The organism is Actinoplanes sp. CA-051413 (assembly GCF_050955795.1).
Lineage (GTDB): Bacteria > Actinomycetota > Actinomycetes > Mycobacteriales > Micromonosporaceae > Actinoplanes.
This window is the reverse complement of record NZ_CP192100.1, coordinates 4,870,323-4,885,501: the sequence shown is the minus strand read 5'-3', so window position 1 is coordinate 4,885,501 and position 15,179 is coordinate 4,870,323. Positions and strand designations below refer to the sequence as shown.

Below are 15,179 nucleotides of genomic sequence, written 5' to 3'. Positions count from 1 at the left end.
TCTCCTCAGCGTGTGGTGAAGGTGTGCGGCCCGGCCGGTACGGCGTAGACGGCGTACGCACCGTCGATGCGCTGGAACGTGGCGCGGCCGGAGGCGATAACGTCCCGCCGGTTGTTCGCCGGGATCCACACCTCGGCCCGGGTGTTGGCGGGCACGGTGACGGCCAGGGACAACCGGCCGTCCTTCTTGACCCAGCTGCTGCGGGCGGTGCCCTGCGGCGTCTCGTAGGAGCCGCTCGCCCTGGTCAGGTCGCCCACGGGCTTGGGCTGGAAGACCAGGCTGCCGTACGCGGAGCTGCCGGCCCGGATGCCGGCGACGCCGGCGTGGAACCACTCCTCGATCTGGGCCAGGATCATGTGGTTCTTGGAGTCGCCGCGGTTCCAGCGTTCGCCGATGGTGGTCATGCCGCCCGGGTTGGCCGGTGTGGACGCCATGAAGTAGCCGTAACTGGGCTGGTCGTCCTGCTGCAGCACCTCCCAGAGGACGTCGTCGCGGTCGCCGTTCATGAGCGCCCGGACGATCGGTCCCATGCCGATGGTGCCGCCGCTGAGGTGCGGTCCCGTGCCGTTGGGGTGGTACGCGTACACCAGCTCGACGAGCGCGTTCAGGACCTTGCCGCGGTTGTCGGCCGGTACGAGGCCCGCGTCGAGGGCCAGCGCCTGCGCGGTCTGTGAGGCTCCGTCCGTACCGTTGTTGCCGTTGGTGGTGTAGCGGCCCAGCGCCTCGTTGAAGAAGGCCTCGTGGAACGCGGTCTTGATCTGCTCCGCCAGGGCCGCGTAGCGGGCGGCGTCCGCGGTGTGCCCGGTCAGGGTGGCCATCCGGGCCATCGCCTGGATGGTGAGGTAGTACCCCCAGGTGCCGGTGATCCGCCCGGAGGTCGGCTCGTCACCGACCCAATCGCCCAGCGCCGCGTCGACGATGAAGCCGTCCACCTTCTGGCGCTGGAGGTAATCGACGAAGCGGACCATGCCGTCGTAGTACGCGCTCATCAGGTCGGTGTCGCCGTACAGCTCGTTGACGATGGTCGGGACCAGCACGATGGCGTTGCCCCAGTTGATCTCGTCGCCGAAGCGGCCGGTGTAGCCCCAGTCGTAGACCGGCGTCTTGAGCGCGACGTTGCCGGCCATCGGGGTGTCGGCCAGCGACTGACCCTCGACCAGGTGCCGCATGGTGGTGCGCAGGAACGCGTTGAGCTGGAAGTCGCGGTGGATGGCGCCCATCGGCATGGTGTAGTCCGCCGGGTACGACAGCTTCTCGCGGCCGGGGCAGTCGGTGAAGACCGACATGATGTTGGCCGCGAACGAGTACCGCGACATGGTGTGGATGCGGTTGACCCGGGCGTTCGACGAGCTGAAGGTGCCCGCGACCGGGGTGTCGGCCTGCAGGCGTACCCCGGTGATCAGGTCCTTGCCCGGCGTGTCGCCGGCCGGCAGACCGGTGACCTGGACCCACTGCATGCCGAAGTAGGTGAAATTCGGATGCCACTTCTCACCGGTACGGGCACCAGCCGCGGTGTAGGTGTTGAACAGGTCGGTGCCCCGGGAGCCGCCGCCGCCCATGAGCGAGGCCTGATTGACGGTGCCGTCGGCGTTGAGCGACTCGGCCGGGGCCATCTTCACCGTGGTGCCGGCCGGTACGCGATCGAGGTTCAGCCGCGGCCGGCCGACGATGTTCTGGCCGAGGTCGAACACCCAGGTGCCGGGGGCCGGGTTGGTGACCGACACCGGCTCGAACTCCTCCTGCACGGTGACCGGCTCGGCGGCGCGGGCGACGAGCTTCGTGGCCAGGTTGGGCGGCGGCGCCAGGCCGGCACTGAGCCAGCCGGTCGGGGTGCCGTCGCGGCGGGTGGCCGACGGGCCGAGGTCGGCGCCCGGCCGGTTCCAGCCCGGCTGCTCGCGGCGGGCGTCGTAGTCCGAGCCGGAGTACCAGGCGTCGGTGACCAGCGGGCCGAGCGCCGTCCGCCAGGACCGGTCGGTCACGATCGTGTCGGTGCTGCCGTCCCGGTAGGTGATCTCGAGCCGGCCGATCAGCCGCGGCGTGACGGCGGCCCCGGCACTGGCGTCACTGGCGGCGATGTTGTTGCCGGAGCCGGTCACCTTGGCGCCGGCCGCGTGGCCGAGGGTGAGGGCCGGCGTGAACGTGATGCTGCCCGTGCCGATCGCGGTGATGACCCGCGACTCCAGCCGGTCCCCTCCCCCGCCGGTGTCGACGTTGACGGTGCCGCCGACGTGGTAACCCGCGACATCGCTGACCGTCACCGTCGTCGCGCCGGCCGGGGCGTCCACGGCGAGAGTGCCGTTGCCCTTGAGCTGGCTCTGCCACCACGAGTACGGGGCTGTCCGCCCGACACCCGGATTGGTGACACTGCGGCGCACGTAGGCCGGACCGTTGCCGAGCTCGACGCCGAGCAGGTTCGCCCCGGCCCGCACAGCCCCGGTCAGGTCATAGGTGCGGTACTCGCTGGACAGCTGATAGTTGGAGTTGCCGGGCGCGAGGACCTCGTCGGTGATCTCCCGGCCGTTGACGGTGGCGTGATGCAGGCCCACTCCGGACAGGTAGAGCCGAGCGTCGGCGACCCGCTTGCTGCGCGGGACCTGGAACGGGCGGGCGAAGATCGGCATCGGCTGGTTCTCGGCCCGGTCCGGATAGTCGATCCAGCGGGCCGCGCCCCAGTCGCGCGGATCGAGCAGACCCACGCTCCAGCGCGCGGGCGCGGACCAGGCGGACGGGTTGCGGTCGGCGTCCCAGACGCGTACGCGCCAGGCGACGGTGTCCCGGGAGCCGAGGTCACCACCGAACCGCACCTGCTGGCGGTCACCGGACACCCGGCCGGTACGCCAGAGCAGCCGCCCGGCGCGCAGCTCGGCCACGGAGGCGGCGGCCTGGACCTCGTACGCGGTCTGCCGGTCGCCGGGGCAGACGGCGCGCCGGCAAGGTCCGGTCTGCACCATCTGCCAGGCCAGCGTGGGCCGCACACTGCCGAGACCCGGGCGAGTCGTACCGGCCGTCGACACTGAGCCGCACGACCCGCACATCACCGGAGGACCGCCCGGTGGCCTGCGCCGGCACCGCGGCGCCGAGGGTGAGCAGAAGTGCTGTCGTCATCAGGATCGCCGGTTTTCTGATCGGGGACATCAGATTCCTTCTCTGTCGGTGGCGGACAGTCGGGGGTCAGGAGCCGACCAGTGCAGGTAGCCGCGGACATCGACACCCTCGGCCCGGGCCTGCGCCAGGGCGCCGAGATGGCTCCGCAGGTAGCCGACCCGTTCGGTGTCGTCGGTGGTGGCGATGCCGTTCTCGGTCACGTACAGCGGCAGCCCGGTGCGGGCGGCCCGGTGCAGCATCTGGCGCAGGCCGTCGGGGTACACGGCCCAGCCCATCTGGGTCAGTGCTGTGCCGGGCGGCGGCGCAGCGAACAGGGTTGGTGAGGCCGGGTGGGTGGTAGCCCTCGAGGTAGCCGTGCAGGGCGATCATCTGCGGTTCGTTGATGGTGCACACGTACGGCATGAGATCGCCCAGTCCGGCCGCGACACGGGCGCTGTAGCGGCTGAAAGTGGCGGCGGCGTCCGGCGCCAGCCAGCCGCCCCGGGCGGCGAACCAGCGGGGCAGGGTGAAGTGGTGCAGGGTGACGAAGCCGGTCAGGCCTACATCGCGCAGTGCGGTGAGGACCCGCCGGTAGTGCGCCAGCGCGGCCCGGCTGAACTCAATGCCGTCGCCCGAGGATTCCCGGGCCGCGGATGTGGGGTCGTGTTCGAAGTCCCACCAGTCGTTGCCCGTGTTGCCGCCCTCGACCTGGTGGGCGGCGGTGGCGCTGCCCCAGAGGAAGTCGTCGGGGAAGTCGGTCACTGGTGTCCTTTCGGAGAAGCCGGGCGGCCTCCGCTCCGGACGGTGCGGAGGCCGCACGGTGGCCTACTCGCCCTTCTTGTATTCGGCGTCCATGTCCTTGAGGACCTCGCCGGCGGTGGCCTGGTTGCTGAAGACCTCCTGCAGACCGCTGAGCATGGTCTGCTGCACCTTGGCGTTGGGCCACAGCTGGTCCATGAACGGCACCGTGCGGTTGTCCTTGACGAAGGTGCTCAGCTCGGTCAGGCCCGGGTCGACCTCGGTGCCGGCGTTCTGCAGGGTCGGCAGGCTGCCCTGCTTCTCGTTGAAGACCTTCATGCCGGCCGGTGACATCACGTACGAGACGAACTTCAGCGCCAGGTCCTTGTTCTTGGCCTTGGCGTTCACGCCGTAGCCCGCGCCCGCGGCGGCCGGCATCAGGAAGGTGGCCGGGTCGTCGGTGCCGGGCAGCGGCTTCATGGTGAAGGTGCCGCTCGGGTTCTTCTGCTTGAGCAGGCCGATGATCCAGTTGCCCTGGACGATGCCGAGGGTCTTGCCGGTCGCGGCGAGGGTCTGGCTGGCCTCGTAGCTGGTGCCGAGCGGGTTCTTCTGGAAGCAGCCGGCCTTGCTCATCTCCTGGTACTTGGCCATCGCGGTGGTCCACGGCGAGCCGGCGAAGGTGGCCTGCCCGCTCTGCATCTTGGTGTCGAAGTCCTTGTCGGCGCCGAAGACGACGTCGGCGGCCAGCGCGTACAGCACCAGCTGGGTGACCCAGTTGTCCTGGATGCCGAGGGCGAACGCGGGTGTGCCCTCGGCGGTCGCGGCGCGGCAGAAGGTGAGCAGGTCGGTCCAGGTTCCCGGCGCGGTCAGGCCGGCCTTCTTCAGCGCCTGGTCGTTGTAGACGGCGCCGATGCCGTTGAGGCCGAACAGCGCGTTGTAGGTCTTGCCGTCGTACTGGGCGACCTTCTGGAAGGCCGGCGGCAGCTGCGACGCCCACGGCTGGTCGGAGAGGTCCAGCAGGTAGCCGGGCTTGGCCAGGACGTACGTGGCGCCCGGGTTGCCGTTGCCGGGCCAGACCGTCATCACGTCCGGCGCGGTGCCGGACGACAGCTGGGTACGGATCTGCTGCTGGTACTGGTCAGCGCCGGCCGTGGTCAGGGTGACCTTGACACCGGGGTTGGCCGCCTCGAACGCCTTGACGACGTCCTCGATGGAGCCCTGGTCGACCGAGGCGAGGGTGAGCACCTTGGAGTCACCGCCGCCGGAGTTGGCTTCGGTGCCGCTGCTGCACGCCGCGGCCAGGGTGACCGCCGTCAGGGCGGAGACGACTGCGGCGAATCTACGGGTCTTCATGATCGCTCCCACGTTGGAGATCAATAAGAGGTGGCGGTGAAGGTGAAACGGCCGGACGTCAGCCGCACGGTGGCTCCGCGGGCGGACGGTTCGGCCGGGACGGGAGCGCCGCTCTCGCGCACGCTTCCCGGGTCGGAGGTCGGGATCTCCAGGACGGCAGTGCTGCCGGGCGGCACCGCGACGGTGACCGTGAGCAGCTCGCCGTCCAGGGACCAGCCGCAGGCGACGAGCCCGCGGGCGGTCTCCTGCTCGGCGCGGGCCCAGGTGAGCCGCCCGCCGGGTTGCGGCCTCAGCAGCAGCTCGCGGTAGGCCACCGAGCCGGGCGTCTGGTCGATGCCAGCGACGTGGCCGTAGAGCCAGTCGCCGATGCTGCCGAGGCTGTAGTGGTTGAAGGAGTTCATCGCGGCGGACTGGAACCCGCCGTGCTCGGTCCAGCCGTCCCAGCGCTCCCAGATGGTGGTGGCGCCGTGCCGGATGGAGTAACCCCAGGACGGGAACTCGTCCTGGTGCAGCAGGGCGTAGGCGAGATCGGAGCGGCCGTGCTCCGACAGCACCGGGCACAGCAGGGACACGCCGACGAAGCCGGTGGTCAGCCGGTTGCCGCGCTTCTCGATATCGGCGGCGAGGTGGCCCACCGCGGCGTCGACCAGCTCCGGCGGCAGCAGATCAAAACCCAGGGCCAGGAGGTACGCCGTCTGGGTGCCACCCTCCACGGCACCGTCCGCACCGACGTACGCCTCGATGAAGGTCTTGCGGATGGCGGCGTGCAGCGTCCGGTACGGCGTGGAGTCCCGGCCGAGCACCTCGGCGGCGTCCGCGACGATCTGGGCGCTGCGGGCGAAGTAGGCGGTGGCGAGCACATCGCGCGGGGTGTCGGCATCGACCTGCAGCCAGTCGCCGTACGAGTTGCCGGTGCGGTTCTGCCACAGCAGGCCGGGGTTGTGCCGCCGGATGTGCTGCACCCAGGCGGCCATCGCGGCGAAGCTGCGTTCGAGGGTGCGCCGATCGCCGTAGGTGCGCCAGAGCAGCCAGGGGATGATGACGCCGGCGTCGCCCCACGCGGGAGCGCCTTCGCGGTCGAGGACCAGGACGGGCGCGACGTCCCGGAAGGCGCCGTCGGCGTTCTGCCCGTCCATGACGTCGCGCAGCCAGCGGGCGAGGAACGCGGACACGTCGGCGTTACGGGTCGCGGTCGGTGCGAAGACCTGGGCGTCGGCGAGCCAGCCGAGCCGCTCGTCGCGTTGCGGGCAGTCGGTGGGCACCGCCACGAAGTTGCCGCGCTGTCCCCAGACGATGTTTGCGTGCAGCTGCTCGACCGTCGGGTCCGAGCACGCGAACCGCCCGGTGAACGGCGTGTTGTTGTGCAGCACTCGGGCGGTCACGTCGGCGGGGGCCGGCACGCCCGGGTAGCCGGTGATCTCGGCGTACCGGAAGCCGTGGAAGGTGAACTGCGGCTCGAACACCTCGTCGCCGCCGGCGGTCACGTAGGTGTCGGTCGCCTGCGCCCGGCGCAGATTGTCGAGGTAGAGCTCGCCGTCGGTCAGGACCTCGGCGTGGCGCAGCACGATGCGGTGCCCCGGACCGGCGCCGCGGATCCGCAGCTGGACGCGGCCGACCAGGTTCTGTCCGAAGTCGACGATGAAACGGCCGGGTCCGCGCTGCTCCACGGCCACGGCGGGCACCTCGGCGGTGACCCGGATCGGCTCGTCCGGCTCGGCCACCAGCGGGCCGGGCTCGGTGTCGAGCACCGCCACCGGCGCGGCCGGACCGGCGTGGTGGCCGGCGTCGACGAACTGGCCCATCAGCAGGTCCGCCGACCGGATCGGGCCGGGTCGCTCCTGCCAATCGCCGTCGGTGGCGATCACCCGCCGGGAGCCGTCGGCGAAGTCCAGCACCAGCTGCGCCAGGTACGCCGGCGCGGTGCCGTAGTGCCGGGCGGGCCGGCTCGGGTCGAACCCGACGTGACCGCTCCACCAGCCGTCGGCGACGATCGCGCCGAGGACGTTGACGCCGGCGCGCACCTGCCCGGTGACGTCGTAGGTCTGGTACTGCAGGCGGTGGTGGTACTCGGTCCAGCCGGGCGCGAGCTCGTGGTCGCCGACCTTCTCGCCGTTGAGGCTGGGCTCGTAGACACCGTGCGCCGTCGCGTACAGCCGGGCCCGGATCGGTGGCTCGGCCAGCTCGAAGTCCCGCCACAGGTACAGCGGTGCCGCCGCCGGGTCGGGGAAGGAACGTTCCTCGTCGGTGGGCGGGTCGACCGGCGGCAGGGCTACCGGGTCGCGGCCGATCCACACCGCGGTCCAGTCGTCGCGGTGCAGCAGACCGGTCTCGAACCAGCTCTGCGCCTGTCCCGCCGCGGCGCCGGTCTCGTCCCACACCTGGACGCGCCAGTGATAGCGGGTCACCGACTGCAGGACCGGGCCGTCCCACGGCACCAGCAGGGTCTCGTCGCTCTCGCGGCGGCCGGTGTCCCAGACGATCCGGCCGAGGACCTCGGCCGTGATGCGGTAGGCGGTCTGCGCCGCGCCGCGGCGGTCGCTGCGCGATTTCCAGGACAGCCGGGGCTGTCGCTCACCGATTCCGAGCGGCTCGGTGCGTTGTTCGGTGGTCAGGCCGTACGGTGTCATCCCTTCAGCCCTCCGGCGAAGCCGTTGATGATGCTGCGTTGCAGGGCGAGGTAGACCGCGAGCACCGGCACGATGCTGATCAGCAGGGCGGCGAAGATGAGGTTCCAGTCGGAGACGTACTGCCCGACGAAGCCGGCGATGGCCACGGGCATGGTCTGCTGGTCGCTGCCGCTCAGGTACAGCAGCGGGGTGAAGAAGTCGTTCCAGACCGCGACCGCGTTCAGCACCAGGGCGGTGACCGTGATGGGCTTGAGCATCGGGAAGACGACATAGCGGAACGTCTCCAGCGGCGTGGCACCGTCGATCGACGCCGCGTCCTCGAAGTCGGCCGGCAGAGCGCGCAGGAACCCGGCGTACAGGAAGGTCGTGAACGGCACCTGCAGGCCGGAGTAGAACAGGATCAGCGACCACACCGAGCCGAGCAGCCCCAGGTCCCGCACGGTCTGGTAGAGCGGCAGCGAGGCGAGCTGGAACGGCAGGATCAGGCCCAGCATGATCAGCAGGTAGGTGCCGCGGGACCAGCGGGCGGTCGACCGGGCGAGCGGGTACGCGGCCAGGGCCGAGACGGCCAGCACGACGAGCACGCTGACGACGGTGACCAGCAAGCTGTTGATCAGGGCGCCGCCGAGGCCGGCCGACTGCCAGGCTCCGGTGAAGTTGCCGAAGGTCGGTGACCCGGTCGGCGTGATCGGCGACGAGGTGTCCGAGGGCGGCCGGATGGCGAGGTTGACCAGCACGTAGACCGGGAAGGCGAAGACGATGCCGACGGCGATCATGACCAGTTCGAGGCCGAGGGTGCGCTTGGTGTAGCGGTTCATGAGGCCGCCTTCTCGTTGCGGGACAGGCCGGTGTACTGCCCGGCGGAGATGATCGCGACGATGACGGTCAGCACGACCGCCATGGCGATGCTGTAGCCGAACTCGCCGAGGGTGAAGGCGTCCTTGTAGATCAGCGTGGAGATGGTGTCGGTGGCGTGGCCGGGGCCACCGCCGGTGAGCGCGTACACCTGGTCGAAGAGCTTGAGCCCGCCGATGACCGACAGCATCAGGTTGATCGTGATGGCGGGGGCGAGCAGCGGCCGGACGATCGACCAGAAGCGCCGGACCGGACCGGTGCCGTCGATCGCGGCAGCCTCGTAGATCTCGCGCGGGATGGACTGCAGGCCGGCCAGGAAGATGACCATCGAGTAGCCGGCGTACTGCCACACCACGACCAGGACGATCATCCACAGGGCCAGGCCCGGGTCGCCCAGCCAGTCCTGCCGCCAGGAGTCCAGCCCGACCGCGCCCAGCAGGCTGTTGACCGCGCCGTCCGGGCCGAGCAGGTTGCGCCACAGGTAGGCGGTCACGATCTGGGCGATGACCGCGGGAGCGAACAGCAGCACGCGGAGGAAGTTCCGGGTCTTGATCAGGCTGTTGACACCGAGGGCGAGCAGCAGGCCGATGCCGTTCTGGAAGACCGTGATGGCCGCCGCGATGAGCAGCGTGTGCCAGATCGCCTGCCGCGCGTCGGCGTCGCTCGCCAGGTCGGCGAAGTTGCGCAGGCCGACGAGGGCGAAGTCGGGGTCGAGACCGTCCCAGTCGGTGAAGGCGTAGTAGACGCCACGGGCGCTGGGCACGAGCACGACGAAGGTGAACAGCGCCAGCGCCGGCAACATGAACCACCAGGGCGGGGCGACCCGCCGCCGCGATGCCCGCGGAGCCGGAGTGGCCTGGCCGGGTGGCCGGACTTCGAGATCAAGTGTCACGGGGGCCCACTTACTTTGAATCGTTTCATCAGTAGCGCCGCCGAGCGGGCGAGCACGAACCGGGAGGGGCGGAGCCGCCGCCGACCAGGCGACCGGAGTGGCGTGGGTAACGTTCTCCAAATGTTTCGCCGACACTACGAGCCGACGTCAAACACGTCAAGGGTTCCCTGCTCCGGCCTGGTGATCTAGGGTGGGCAACGTTGCCCTAACCAAGGAGTTTTCCGTGCCGAGACAGCCGAACCCCGCGCGCCGCGTCACGATCGTCGACGTGGCCCGGCATGCCGGCGTGTCCACCACGGCGGTGTCCAAGGTGCTGCGCAACGCGTACGGCGCCAGCCCGCAGATGCAGACGAAGGTCCGGTCGGCCATCGAGGAGCTGGGCTACCGGCCGTCAGCCGCGGCCCGGGGACTGCGCGGGCAGACGTACACCATCGGCGTGATGCTGCCGGAGATCCGCAACCCGTTCTTCGCCGACGTGCTGGACGGCGTGACCGAGCACCTCGACGGCACCGACTACCAGTTCTTCATGGCCCAGTGCTGCAACGACGAGGCCGGCGAGGCCCGCGTCATGGAATCCATGATCGACCGCAGCATGGACGGCGTCATCCTGATCGCGCCCATCTCCGCGCGCAGACACCTGCAGGCCGTCGCCCGGACCTTGCCGACGGTGGTGATCGGCCGCCACGGCCACTCCCCCGACTACGACACGGTCACCGACGACGACTTCGCCGGGGCCGGCCTGGTCGTCGCCCACCTGGCCGAGCTCGGGCACCGCCACATCGCCCACATCGAACACCTCGAGAAAGACCCGGTACGCCTCGTCGAGATGCCCAACGCCCAGCGCGCCGACGGCTACCGCCACGCGATGAACGCCCACGGCCTGGCCGACGGGATCGACGTCGTGTCCACCACCTACACCCAGGAGGGCGGCTACCTGGGCGCCCGCCAGCTGCTGGCCCGCCCCCGCCGCCCCACGGCCATCTTCGCCGGCGCGGACATCGTGGCCATGGGAGTGCTGGACGCCCTCACCGAGGAGGGTCTCGCCACGCCGCACGACATCTCGCTGGCCGGGTACGACAACACGACCTTCGCCGCGTTCGGGCCGATCTCGCTGACCAGCGTCGACCAGGCGGGGCACCAGATGGGCGTGAACGCCGCCCGCCTGCTGCTGGACCGCATCACGGACCGGACCAGGCCGACGGCGCAGGTGAAGCTCTCCCCCAGCCTGGTGACTAGGCGGTCCACCGCGGCCCCACCGGCCTGACGTGGTTACCCCGGGGGAACCGGGGCACAGCAATGTGCCGTATTGCCTGCTGGGCAACGGTTCCGGACCCTGGGAAGCATGTCCACGTATCTTCTGGTCCACGGCGCCTGGCACAGCGGCGAAAGCTGGCAGCGGGTCGTCCCGCTCCTGACCATGGCCGGGCACCGCGTTCTCGCTCCCTCGCTGACCGGTCACGGCGACCGCGCCCATCTGCTCAGTCCCGACGTCGGCCTCGACACCCACGTCGAGGACATCGTCCGGCTGATCACCGACGAAGACCTCACCGACGTGGTGCTGGTCGGGCACAGCTACGCCGGCCTGGTCATCTCGTCGGTGGCCAACCAGGTGCCGGACCGGATCGCCCATCTGGTCCACGTCGACGCCATGATTCCGGCGCACGGCGAGAACGCGATCGACGTCGTACCCATGACCCGGCTCCTGATCGACCAGGCCGCGCGGACCGGGACCCCATGGCGCATTCCGCCGCTTCCGGAGATGCCGTCCGCCGGCCTCTTCGGCGTCACCGACCCCGCGGACCTGGCCTGGCTGCGCACGCTGCTGTCGGACGAGTCGGTCCTCTGCTTCGAGCAGCCCGCCCGGCTGGACAACCCGGCCGCGGCCAGGATCGCGCGCACCTACATCCGGTGCACGCTCGGAGCGCCACCGGGCGTGCGGCCGCTGCCCGAGGTCCAGCCGAACGGCACGCCGGCGCAGGTGTGGGAGCTGCCCACCGGCCACGACTGCATGATCACGATGCCCGTCGAGCTCTCCGAGCTGCTGCTGAAGCTCGCCTGACCGGCGTACCGGCCGGCCGGTACGCTCAAGATCGGACAGGGGGTGGTCATGAGCGCTGCCGACAGCGGGCCCATGCGGGCAGGATGCCGGCCCATCATCGAGGACAAGTGGTCCCTCGTGCTCGTGTCCACCCTCGGCGCCGGGCCGCTGCGCTTCACCGAGCTCCGACGACGCATCGACGGCATCAGCCAGCGGATGCTCACCGTGACCCTGCGCAACCTGGAACGCGACGGCATCCTGCTGCGGACCGTGCACAACGTCATGCCGCCGAACATCAGCTACGAACTCACCCCGCTCGGCACGAGCTTCCTCGCGGCCGTCAGGCCCATGCTGGATTGGGGCGAGGCCAACCTGGAGCTCGTCGAGAAGGCCCGCGCCGCACACGACGCACGGGACAAGTAGCACGATGACCATCTCAGCGGCCGCGTCGGCGGTGCTCGCCGGACTGGCGGACATGCGCGCGGAGCAGGAGGAGCTCTATCGCTCCCTGCACCAGCACCCCGAGTTGTCGCATCAGGAGCACCGGACCGCGGCCACGGTCGCTGAGCATCTCCGTCGGGACGGGTTCCAGACGCACACCGGCGTGGGCGGCACCGGGGTGGTGGGCGTGCTGCGCAACGGCACGGGTTCCACGGTGCTGCTCCGGGCGGACATGGACGCACTACCGGTACGGGAACAGACCGGAGTGTCCTGTGCGAGCACGGCGACCGGCACCGACAGCACCGGTGCCGAGGTTCCGGTGATGCACGCCTGCGGTCACGACGTCCACGTGGCGTGTCTGCTCGGCGCCGCCCGGCTCTTCGCGGGCAGTCCCGGCGCCTGGCGGGGCACCCTCGTCGTGCTGTTCCAACCGGCGGAGGAGGCCGGCGACGGAGCCCGCGGCATGGTCGACGACGGCCTGGCCGGCATCGTCGCGGGGGTCGACGTGGCGCTCGCTCAGCACGTCATGGCTCTGCCCGCCGGTTCGGTCGGCACGCACGCCGGCCCGGTGCTGTCCGCGGCGGACAGCATCCGGGTGACGGTCCACGGCCGTGGCGCGCACGGCTCGATGCCGCAGGCGGCGGTCGATCCGGTGGTGCTGGCCGCGATGATCGTGGTCCGGCTGCAGACCGTCGTGGCCCGCGAGGTGCCGCCAACCGAGACGGCGGTGCTCACGGTCGGCAGCATCCAGGCCGGCACCAGGAGCAACGTCATCCCCGACTCCGCACGGTTGCTGCTCAATCTCCGCACGTACAGTGCGGACACCCGCGCCGCGATGATGGCGGCGATCAGGCGGATCGTGACCGCCGAGTGCCAGGCCTCCGGATCGCCGCGTGAACCCGAGTTCGAGATCTACGACAGTTTCCCCCTCACCGACAACGATCCGGCGACCACCGAGCGGGTCGCTTCGGCGTTCGCGGAGTTCTTCGCCGACCGCGCGGGGACGGTCCCGCAACAGTCCGCGAGTGAGGACTTCAGTGACATCCCCCGTGCGCTGGGCGTGCCCTACACCTACTGGTGCATCGGCGGGATCGACGCCGATGCGTACCGTCGCGCGGAGCGGGCAGGCCGGATCGCGCAGGACATTCCGGTCAACCACTCGCCGCTTTTCGTACCTGTTCTCCAGCCCACTCTGGACACCGGGACCCAGGCACTGGTCGTGGCCGCCCTGGCCTGGCTCGCCCGCTGACCCGGAGGCCGGCCAGGCAGCGCGAGGGGCGATCAGCGCGATCGTCGAGGGCTAGGCTCGGGGCTTCCTGAACTGCCGACTCCCGGAGCTGACGATGACCGATGCCCCTCCCGGCGCGACGTTCGACAGCAACGTCCCGCACTCCGCCCGGGTCTGGAACTACTGGCTGGGCGGCCAGGACAACTTCGAGCCCGATCGCACGGTCGGTGATCAGTTCGCGCAGCTGTACCCGGACATCACGCTTGTGGCCCGGTCGTCGCGGGCCTTCCTGAAGCGGGCCGTCACCTTCCTGGCCACCGAGGCCGGCATCCGCCAGTTCCTCGACATCGGCACCGGCATGCCGACCGCCGAGAACACCCACCAGGTGGCCCAGGCCGCCGCGCCGGAGTCCCGGATCGTGTACGTCGACAACGATCCCCTGGTGCTGACCCACGCCCGGACTCTGCTGACCGGCACTCCGCAGGGCGGCACCGAATACCTCGACGCCGACCTGAAGGACCCGGTGGGGATCCTGCGGGCGGCCGGGCGTACGACTCTCGACCTCTCCCGGCCGACCGGCCTGATCCTGATGAACATTCTCGGCCACGTCGGCGACCTGGACGAGGCCGCCGGCATCGTCGGGCAGCTGATGGCCGCCCTGCCATCGGGCAGTTATCTGGTGACCGCCGACGGCACCGACGTCATCGACGGTCCCGCCTTCTCCGCGGCGATCGACGTGTGGAACACCAACGCGCCGCTGGCGTACCACCTGCGCCACCCCGACCAGCTCGCCCGCTTCCTGACCGGGCTGACTGTCGTCGAGCCCGGCCTCGTCCCGTGCTCGCAGTGGCGTCCGTCGCCCGATGCCACCCCCAAGGACCTCCGGGCGGTCGACGAGTACGGCGCCGTCGCCGTCAAGCCGTAGGGTCGCCCGTATGCCTGACAGAGTCGTCCTCCTGCTTCCCGGCCTGCGCTACTCAGCTGAACGGCCGCTGCTGCACTTCGCCCGTGCGGTGTTCGTGAAGCACGGCTGGACGGCCCGGGAGGTCCGGTGGCCGGAGAGCCCGCCCGAGCCGGACGGTCAGGATCTGCCGGGCTGGTCCGCTCGGCTGAGGTCTTTCGTGAACGCTCACGTCAGCCGGATCCTCGACCAGGAGTCCGCGCGGGCCGTCGCCCTGGCCGGTAAGTCCATGGGCGCGTTCGCCGCAGCGACGGCCGCGGACCGCGGCCTGCCCGGTGTCTGGCTGACGCCCATCCTGCGTGACTCGCCGGTGCCGGCCGATCTGCGTCGCGCCACCGCGCCGTTCCTGCTCGTCGGCAGTACGGCCGACCCGTCATGGGATCCGGAGGTCGCCCGCGGTTTCGGCCGGCCCTGGTACGAGGCCCAGGACGCCGATCACAGCATGGAGACCGCCGGCGACCCCGTGAACTCGGTCGACGTGCTGCGCCACGTCACCGTCGCCATGGACAGCTTCGTGCGCACGTTGTAGGAAATCCGCTCGGTCGAGCTGTCGAATTCCCCACTCGCCGTTCGTCTCACTGCGACGATTCCGGAGACCGACCCAGGAGTGACGATGAAGTACATCATGTTGATCTATCAAGGCCCGGCGATCGAACGGCAGAACGCGCTCCCCGAGGAGGACCGCAAGCAGGTCTACGCCGACTACCAGGGGATCAACGAGACCCCCGGCGTCACCCCCATGCCGCCGATGGGGCTGCCCGAGAACGCGACGACGGTACGGGTCGAAGGCGGTAAGACGCTGACGACCGACGGCCCGTTCGTCGGGATGAAGGAATCCGTCGGGGGTCTGTTCATCCTCGAGGCCGACAACCTCGACGCGGCCATCGAAGTGGCCGCCCGCGTCCCGGCGGCCCGCTACGGCGGCGCGGTCGAGATCCGGCCTTCGCAGGTGTACTGGTAAC

At 70.4% G+C, this 15,179-nt stretch carries 13 protein-coding genes and 1 pseudogene; 7 read left to right on the top strand and 7 right to left on the bottom strand.

Annotated elements, in window-relative coordinates:
- Window positions 1-5: 5 nt before the first annotated feature.
- The 7 genes and pseudogenes from ACQP2Y_RS23060 to ACQP2Y_RS23030 form a co-directional block, all read right to left on the bottom strand.
- Window positions 6-2,975, bottom strand: a complete 2,970-nt coding sequence (locus tag ACQP2Y_RS23060; protein WP_433731567.1) for a family 78 glycoside hydrolase catalytic domain — start codon at window positions 2,973-2,975, stop codon at window positions 6-8.
- A 159-nt stretch (window positions 2,976-3,134) separates the two neighbouring features.
- Window positions 3,135-3,380 (bottom strand): family 1 glycosylhydrolase, encoded by a 246-nt coding sequence (locus tag ACQP2Y_RS23055; RefSeq protein WP_433731565.1) that lies wholly within the window; start codon window positions 3,378-3,380, stop codon window positions 3,135-3,137.
- A 78-nt stretch (window positions 3,381-3,458) separates the two neighbouring features.
- Window positions 3,459-3,846, bottom strand: a pseudogene (locus ACQP2Y_RS23050) (family 1 glycosylhydrolase); the annotation flags it as partial.
- Window positions 3,847-3,909: 63 nt separating this feature from the next.
- Window positions 3,910-5,175 carry an ABC transporter substrate-binding protein gene (locus tag ACQP2Y_RS23045; RefSeq protein ID WP_433731563.1) on the bottom strand — a complete coding sequence of 422 codons (1,266 nt, stop codon included), beginning with the start codon at window positions 5,173-5,175 and terminating at the stop codon, window positions 3,910-3,912.
- A gap of 20 nt (window positions 5,176-5,195) precedes the next feature.
- Window positions 5,196-7,802, bottom strand: a complete 2,607-nt coding sequence (locus ACQP2Y_RS23040) for a family 78 glycoside hydrolase catalytic domain (RefSeq protein ID WP_433731561.1) — start codon at window positions 7,800-7,802, stop codon at window positions 5,196-5,198.
- Window positions 7,799-8,620 (bottom strand): carbohydrate ABC transporter permease, encoded by an 822-nt coding sequence (locus tag ACQP2Y_RS23035; RefSeq protein ID WP_433731559.1) that lies wholly within the window; start codon window positions 8,618-8,620, stop codon window positions 7,799-7,801. The genes ACQP2Y_RS23040 and ACQP2Y_RS23035 overlap by 4 nt, the downstream gene beginning before the upstream one ends.
- Complete coding sequence (locus ACQP2Y_RS23030; RefSeq protein ID WP_433731557.1) at window positions 8,617-9,549, bottom strand: carbohydrate ABC transporter permease; 933 nt, start codon at window positions 9,547-9,549, stop codon at window positions 8,617-8,619. The genes ACQP2Y_RS23035 and ACQP2Y_RS23030 overlap by 4 nt, the downstream gene beginning before the upstream one ends.
- Window positions 9,550-9,772: 223 nt before the next feature.
- Between ACQP2Y_RS23030 and ACQP2Y_RS23025 the strand changes: the two genes are divergently transcribed.
- The 7 genes from ACQP2Y_RS23025 (at window position 9,773) to ACQP2Y_RS22995 (ending at window position 15,178) form a co-directional block, all read left to right on the top strand.
- Entirely contained in the window at window positions 9,773-10,813 is a 1,041-nt protein-coding gene (locus ACQP2Y_RS23025) for a LacI family DNA-binding transcriptional regulator (protein ID WP_433731555.1), read from the top strand.
- Window positions 10,814-10,891: 78 nt separating this feature from the next.
- Entirely contained in the window at window positions 10,892-11,608 is a 717-nt protein-coding gene (locus tag ACQP2Y_RS23020; RefSeq protein WP_433731553.1) for an alpha/beta hydrolase, read from the top strand.
- Window positions 11,609-11,656: 48 nt separating this feature from the next.
- A complete protein-coding gene (locus tag ACQP2Y_RS23015; RefSeq protein ID WP_433731550.1) occupies window positions 11,657-12,010 on the top strand; it encodes a winged helix-turn-helix transcriptional regulator in 354 nt (117 codons plus the stop codon).
- 4 nt (window positions 12,011-12,014) lie between these two features.
- Window positions 12,015-13,277, top strand: a complete 1,263-nt coding sequence (locus tag ACQP2Y_RS23010) for an amidohydrolase (protein WP_433731548.1) — start codon at window positions 12,015-12,017, stop codon at window positions 13,275-13,277.
- A gap of 94 nt (window positions 13,278-13,371) precedes the next feature.
- Entirely contained in the window at window positions 13,372-14,181 is an 810-nt protein-coding gene (locus ACQP2Y_RS23005; RefSeq protein WP_433731546.1) for an SAM-dependent methyltransferase, read from the top strand.
- A 10-nt stretch (window positions 14,182-14,191) separates the two neighbouring features.
- Window positions 14,192-14,746, top strand: a complete 555-nt coding sequence (locus ACQP2Y_RS23000) for an alpha/beta hydrolase (RefSeq protein ID WP_433731544.1) — start codon at window positions 14,192-14,194, stop codon at window positions 14,744-14,746.
- Window positions 14,747-14,830: 84 nt separating this feature from the next.
- On the top strand, window positions 14,831-15,178 hold the full coding sequence (locus ACQP2Y_RS22995) for a YciI family protein (RefSeq protein ID WP_433731542.1): 348 nt from the start codon (window positions 14,831-14,833) through the stop codon (window positions 15,176-15,178).
- Window position 15,179 lies beyond the last annotated feature (1 nt).

Excerpts from the sequence above, each read along its gene's own strand:
- ACQP2Y_RS23055 (WP_433731565.1), bottom strand. The coding sequence starts at position 3,380 with ATGGGCTGGGCCGTGTACCCCGACGGCCTGCGCCAGATGCTGCACCGG.
- ACQP2Y_RS23045 (WP_433731563.1), bottom strand. The coding sequence starts at position 5,175 with ATGAAGACCCGTAGATTCGCCGCAGTCGTCTCCGCCCTGACGGCGGTC.
- ACQP2Y_RS23040 (WP_433731561.1), bottom strand. The coding sequence starts at position 7,802 with ATGACACCGTACGGCCTGACCACCGAACAACGCACCGAGCCGCTCGGA.
- ACQP2Y_RS23035 (WP_433731559.1), bottom strand. The coding sequence starts at position 8,620 with ATGAACCGCTACACCAAGCGCACCCTCGGCCTCGAACTGGTCATGATC.
- ACQP2Y_RS23020 (WP_433731553.1), top strand. The coding sequence starts at position 10,892 with ATGTCCACGTATCTTCTGGTCCACGGCGCCTGGCACAGCGGCGAAAGC.
- ACQP2Y_RS23015 (WP_433731550.1), top strand. The coding sequence starts at position 11,657 with ATGAGCGCTGCCGACAGCGGGCCCATGCGGGCAGGATGCCGGCCCATC.
- ACQP2Y_RS23010 (WP_433731548.1), top strand. The coding sequence starts at position 12,015 with ATGACCATCTCAGCGGCCGCGTCGGCGGTGCTCGCCGGACTGGCGGAC.
- ACQP2Y_RS23005 (WP_433731546.1), top strand. The coding sequence starts at position 13,372 with ATGACCGATGCCCCTCCCGGCGCGACGTTCGACAGCAACGTCCCGCAC.
- ACQP2Y_RS23000 (WP_433731544.1), top strand. The coding sequence starts at position 14,192 with ATGCCTGACAGAGTCGTCCTCCTGCTTCCCGGCCTGCGCTACTCAGCT.
- ACQP2Y_RS22995 (WP_433731542.1), top strand. The coding sequence starts at position 14,831 with ATGAAGTACATCATGTTGATCTATCAAGGCCCGGCGATCGAACGGCAG.